We start from the raw sequence: 4,749 nt of genomic DNA on the forward strand, positions 1-4,749 counted from the left end.
GGCGGGTCAGGTGCAGTACACCGGCGCCAGCGGCCATCAGGGCGACCGCGGCGCCGAAGAGCCCGGTGACGGCCGAACCGGTCTCGGGCAGGGTGCCGCCGGCCTGTTCGTCGTGGTCGCCGTGTGCGCCGTGGCCGTCCCCTGCGCCGTCCACGGCCTCGGAACCGTCGTCCTCGGCGGGGGCGGCAGCCTCGTCGGCCTCCGCGGCGACCTCGGTGCCGTCCCCGGCGGTCTCCTCAGCGCCGTGCTCGGCGTGGTCACCGTGGTCGGCGCCCTCGTGGGCGGTCAGGTCCACGTCGAACCCGTCGCCCTCGGCCGTGGTCGCCGCTGCACCGGAACCGCCGCCGAAGACCACGTCGGAGCAGCTGTAGAAGGCCTCCGGGCTGTCGGTGCGCTGCCACACCGTGTAGATCAGGTGCTGGCCGCTCTTTTCGGGCAGGTCGGCAGTGATCTCGTAGACCCCGTCCTCCGCCTCCGGTCGGTCGTGCACCACGAACGGTTCCGACTCCAGTTCGTCCCAGGCCAGCGGGGTGCTCGGGTCCCAGTCGTCCGTGGTCACGTAGTACTCGATGTACCCCTCGTGCGGTACCGCGGCCGTGTACTCGAAGGTGTACTCGCCGCCGCCGGAGGGCAGTTCGGTGGCGGTCCAGTCGCCGGGGTTGTCCAGGGCGGAGTACTTGTCGCGCCCGGCGCTGCACAGCTCCCCGTCGGGGATCACGTCGCGGTGCTCGCCGTCGGCATCGGGGAGGTTCACCTCGTGCCAGTCGTAGAGCGGCTGGGTGCCGTTCTCCTCGACCAGGCGCACGCACATCTCCGACTGCGGGCTCTCGGGGCCCTCCTCGTAACACGTGGCGATCCGGCTGACGGGGTCGCCGAGAGTCCCGTGCGCGCTCGCCGGTGCGACGGCCAGGCCGGTCACGGCGAGTGGTGCGGCCGCCAGGACAGCGGTCGTGCGGATGGTTCGTGCGGACCTCATGGGTTCGCTCCAAATTCTGTGGACAGCGGGGGAACCGCGCGGGTCGCGAGTCCGCGCGGCCGTCCGGGCTGGAGGACTCCTTTCGGGCAGTCCGGCGTTCGCGCCGGGGTTCCAGCCCACCCGAAAGGTGTGGAAGATGACTATACAGATCCTGCGTCCAGAGGGAAGTTTTTCCGAAAAATCCTGAACTGACCTGCATGTTTGACGCGCCCTGAGTGCAACAGTAATGTTTATTTCCTGTGTCCGTCCGTGGGCGAATTCAGCCTTTGCTGAGTAAATAAATGTATGCACCGATGGTCGCGTTCCGGGCGCGGTTTCCGTTTTCTGTTTCTGTCATCGGTGGCCGACCCCGCGGAACCGCAGTGCCACCAGTGGAAAAGCAGTGGAACCCCCGGGGGCCGCTGTCTACCGTGAACCCATGACCACACCTCCCAGCGGCCGGCCCGCAGCCCCCGCCCCCGGTGGCCCCACCGGCGTCGCCGCGCTCCGGCTCGGCGGCGTCGTCAAGCGCTTCGGAACCCTCACTGCCGTCGACGGCCTCGACCTCGAGGTCCCCCAGGGCACCGTGCTCGGCCTGCTCGGCCCGAACGGTGCCGGAAAATCCACCACGATGCGCATGCTCACCGGTCAGTCCTTGGCCACCGAGGGCCGCATCAGCATCCTCGGCCACGAGATCCCCGCCGAGTCCAAGTGGGCCCGCGCCCGCATGGGCGTCGTCCCCCAGCACGACAACCTCGACGAGGAACTCACCGTCGAGCAGAACCTGCGCATGTTCAGCTACCTCTACCGCGTCCCCCGCCGCGGACGCCGCGAGGCCATCGACCGCGCCATGCGCCTCGCCCAGCTCGAGGACCGCGGCGACACGATCGTCGACGACCTGTCCGGGGGCATGCGCCGGCGCCTGCTCATCGTGCGCGCCCTGCTCCACCGCCCCGAACTCGTGCTCATGGACGAACCCACCGTCGGTCTCGACCCCCAGGTCCGCCAGGAACTCTGGGGCCTCATCGATGCCCTGCGCAGCGAGGGCGCCACCGTCCTGATGTCCACGCACTACATCGAGGAGGCAGAACGCCTCTCCGACGAGGTCGCCCTCATGGCGGCCGGGCGCATCGTCGAACGCGGCGTGCCCTCCGAGCTCGTGGCCGAGCACGCGGGCCGCACCGTCGCCGAGTTCACCGCGGCGGAGCAGGGCGTTGCCGGCCTGGAGGAGCTCCTGCACACGGACGGCTTCGCCACCCGCCGGACCGGAACCACCGTCTCCGCTCTGCGCGCCGAGGAGATCCCCGAAGCCCTCCTCGAACGGCTCGGCACCCCACACCGGCGCGCGGCCAACCTCGAGGACGTGTTCGTGGCTTTGACCGGGGAGAACGTCGAATGACCACCCAACAGACCCGGGCCGACGCCCGACCCCGCGCGCACGTCAGGCCCGGCCGGTTCGAACTCGACGCCGTACGCGGGGTCGTCGCCCGGGAATGGATCCTCTACGGGCAGTCCTGGCGCGCCACCACCTTCGCCGCGGTCGTCGAACCCACCATCTACCTGCTCGCGTTCGGCTTCGGCATGGGTGCGCTCATCGGAACGCTCGCGGGCTTCAGTTACATCGACTTCCTCGGGACCGGGATCGTCGCGGTCTCGGTCATGTTCCAGTCGATGATGCCCGCCGTCATCAACACCTTCATCAAACGCCGGTACCTGCGCACCTACCAGGCGGTCCTGGCCGCCCCGGTGGACGTGCGCGAGGTCGTCACCGGCGAGGCGCTGTGGCTGGCCATGCGCGCTGGTGTGTACGGCTGCGTGCCCCTGCTCGTGGCGGTCGCGTTCGGGCTCCGGCCCGGCCCCGGGGCGCTGGCGGTGCCGCTGATCGCGTCCGTCGCCGGGTTCGCGTTCGCGCTGTTCGGGATCTGGATCTCGTCGGTGATCACCTCGGTCCGCTCCATGGACTACGTCTTCAGCGGGCTCTTCACGCCGTTGTTCCTGGTCGCCGGCACGTTCTTCCCCGTCACTGAGCTGCCCGCCTGGGTACAGACCGCGGCCATGGCCAACCCGCTGTACCACGCGGTCGAGCTCATCCGCGGGAGCGTGTTCGGCCGGCTCACCCCGGGTTCGGTGCTGCTGCACACGGGTGTGCTGCTGGTCTTCATCGCGCTCATGTGGAGCCTGGCCTGCTTCCAGATGCGGCGGCGCGTCATCAGCTGAGACGGGATGCACCCGGCCGCCCCCTGCAGACACGACGCGGGGCCGCGCCCGGATCCTCCGGACGCGGCCCCGTGCGCCTGAAACGCGGGAACACCTGCGGCGCGGGCGCGGTGCCCGCCCCGGCGGGATCAGTCCTCGCCGTCACCGCCGCTGGGCGACCACCGCAGCTCACCCGAGAGCCGGTCGCCGTCCTCGTCCGGCGTCACCGCGAACCCGACGGCGCCCCACTGGTCGGCGTCCCGCACGCTGTTGTCCTGGCCGAGCACCTGGCGCAGGTCGAAGAACCCGGCGACGACCGCCTCGTCCATCTCCTGCATGGTCTGCTCGAACACCGCGTCGTCGGCGAGGGAGCCCGTGGAACTGGAGCCCTCCTGCACCACCACGGTGCCGTCCTCGTCGGAGACCGCGGGCGGCTGGCCGTAGGGGCCCACCATCAGATCGTTCACGAAGTCCTCGACCACCTGGGCGTCGCCGCCCTCGGCCCGGTACATGAACGACTCCTCGCCGCCGGTCTCCTCGAAGAAGCCGTCGGACTCCTGGCCGGTGAGACCGAACACCGTCGAGGAACCCAGGAGCGCGCCGAAGCCCTCCGGCAGGTGTGCGCCCACCGAGTTCAGGTCGCGCTCCATCTGCTGGAAGTCGCGGTTGTCGGTCAGGAAGTCCAGCTCACCGTCGTCGTAGGCCTCGGTGAGGGCACTGTCCAGCCCGGTCGCCCCGAACGCCATCACGGTGTTCTCCGGCAGCTGCCCGATGGCCTCCACGCTGCCGGTCTCGGCGTCGGACAGCCACGTCATGTCCGAACCGTCGACCGACCAGTCCGTGACCGCCGACTCCACCTGCAGGTACGAACCGTCGATGTGCAGGGCGGCGCTGAACCGTCCGGAGACGTCGGTGGGACCGGTCGCCAGGTCGGCCTGGAACTCCCTCGAGAGCTCCTCGACCTCGCTCAGCGCCTCCAGGTCGCCCCATGCCGTGGCCAGGCTGCCCGAGGGCAGGTCGGACATGTCGGAGGAGAAGCCGTCGGCGGAGTCGAGCGTCCCGTGCTCGTCCACCTGGCGCTCCAGGTCGCCGAGGGAGGCGCTGTCCGGGGTCAGGAGCACGAAGCCGTCGGTGATCTCGTAGTGGAGGTCGTCGTAGTCGCTGGAGAGGGCGTCGAACTCCTCCTCGGCCAGGCGCTCGTTCTCCACCGACAGCGCGAAGGCCATGCCCATGCCCTCGGACCCGGCCTCGGCGCCGACGGAGGTGTCGTCGGAGGGCCACATCCCCACGCCGACGCCGTCGCCGATCCACTCCTGCACCGAACCCTTGCCGGCTTCGGGGAAGGCGTCGCTGAAGACGTCGGCGAAGAGCTCGTTCATGTCTCCGTCGTCGGCGTCGATCTCCTCGGCCATCTCGTCGGGCAGCTGGTCGATGAACTGCATGAGCTCGACGGCCTGGCTGCCGTCGATCGACAGGTCGATCTTGCCGAACGCGGCGGTGTTGCCCGGGAGCACCGTCTCGGGCTGGTTGCCGGCGAAGTTGACCAGGGACACCGACGCCCACACGGCGCCGGCCATCACGATCACGGCGGGGGGGGG

General features: G+C 70.1%; 4 protein-coding genes. 2 read left to right on the plus strand and 2 right to left on the minus strand.

What is annotated here, in order from left to right:
- Nucleotides 1-976 (minus strand): lytic polysaccharide monooxygenase auxiliary activity family 9 protein (locus D474_RS0117735; protein WP_017614878.1); only part of this gene is annotated, 976 nt, incomplete at its 3' end.
- Nucleotides 977-1,394: 418 nt separating this feature from the next.
- Here D474_RS0117735 and D474_RS0117740 point away from each other — a divergent pair.
- Together D474_RS0117740 and D474_RS0117745 are read left to right on the plus strand one after the other, a co-directional pair.
- Nucleotides 1,395-2,354 (plus strand): ABC transporter ATP-binding protein, encoded by a 960-nt coding sequence (locus D474_RS0117740; RefSeq protein WP_026118587.1) that lies wholly within the window; start codon nucleotides 1,395-1,397, stop codon nucleotides 2,352-2,354.
- Nucleotides 2,351-3,172, plus strand: coding sequence for an ABC transporter permease (locus D474_RS0117745; RefSeq protein ID WP_017614880.1), 822 nt, complete (start codon nucleotides 2,351-2,353; stop codon nucleotides 3,170-3,172). The genes D474_RS0117740 and D474_RS0117745 overlap by 4 nt, the downstream gene beginning before the upstream one ends.
- A 128-nt stretch (nucleotides 3,173-3,300) precedes the next feature.
- Here D474_RS0117745 and D474_RS0117750 read toward each other — a convergent pair.
- Nucleotides 3,301-4,749: hypothetical protein (locus D474_RS0117750; RefSeq protein ID WP_026118588.1), on the minus strand; the 1,449-nt coding region annotated here is incomplete at its 5' end.

Source organism: Nocardiopsis salina YIM 90010, from assembly GCF_000341025.1.
GTDB lineage: Bacteria > Actinomycetota > Actinomycetes > Streptosporangiales > Streptosporangiaceae > Nocardiopsis > Nocardiopsis salina.

Excerpts from the sequence above, each read along its gene's own strand:
- D474_RS0117745 (WP_017614880.1), top strand. The coding sequence starts at position 2,351 with ATGACCACCCAACAGACCCGGGCCGACGCCCGACCCCGCGCGCACGTC.
- D474_RS0117740 (WP_026118587.1), top strand. The coding sequence starts at position 1,395 with ATGACCACACCTCCCAGCGGCCGGCCCGCAGCCCCCGCCCCCGGTGGC.